Raw genomic sequence first — 613 nt, 5'->3', positions numbered from 1 at the left:
ATCGCCGGTGTGATTATGCTGGGTTTGTTCTTTGTCGGTATTGGTTTGGGTGTGCTTGTCCACAGCTACCATCTACCGTTCTGGGTGGCGCCTCTGCTACCTACCGTTGTTTTTGCTGGCTCGGTAGAGTTCGTGCTGATTGATATGGTGTCGAATCATGCCTCACTGTTCTCTATCGCCGTGATGACTCTGCTCATTAATTCACGTCACCTCATGTATGGTCTCTCGTATCCGATTGAGCGGGTGCGTGGTGGGTTGGCGAAGTTCTACACCGTGTACACGCTCATCGATGAGGCGTACGCGCTGAACACCGGCCCGGACCGCCATAAGCTGCGTGGTTCCCGTATCCTATGGATTCATGCGGGCCTACATCTGAGTGTTCTGGCGAGCGCAACGCTCGGCTATATGCTGGGTGCAAGCTTCTTGAGTGAGCTCAAGGGCGTGGATTTTGTGATGACGGCGCTCTTTGCGGTGCTCGCCATCGATGCTTACCAGGCGTCAAAGGATCATTTGATTGGTGTGATGGCTGCTGCGTCTGCGGCGGTTGGTTTGCTGGTGGCACCACAGTCGATGCTACTGATTTCGATGGTGGTGTACATTCTGTTGCTGGTGT

The 613-nt window shown here is 54.0% G+C and carries 1 protein-coding gene; it reads left to right on the top strand.

Annotated features, from left to right (window positions below; translation table 11 throughout):
- Nucleotides 1-613, top strand: a 613-nt coding sequence (locus O3648_RS08480; protein ID WP_371569618.1) for an AzlC family ABC transporter permease, incomplete at both ends; no start/stop codon positions are given.

The sequence above is a fragment of the Rothia sp. 27098_8_161 genome (genome assembly GCF_041432905.1).
Lineage (GTDB): Bacteria > Actinomycetota > Actinomycetes > Actinomycetales > Micrococcaceae > Rothia.
Note: the sequence above shows the minus strand (reverse complement) of the source record. Positions and strands in the feature narration are given on the sequence as shown.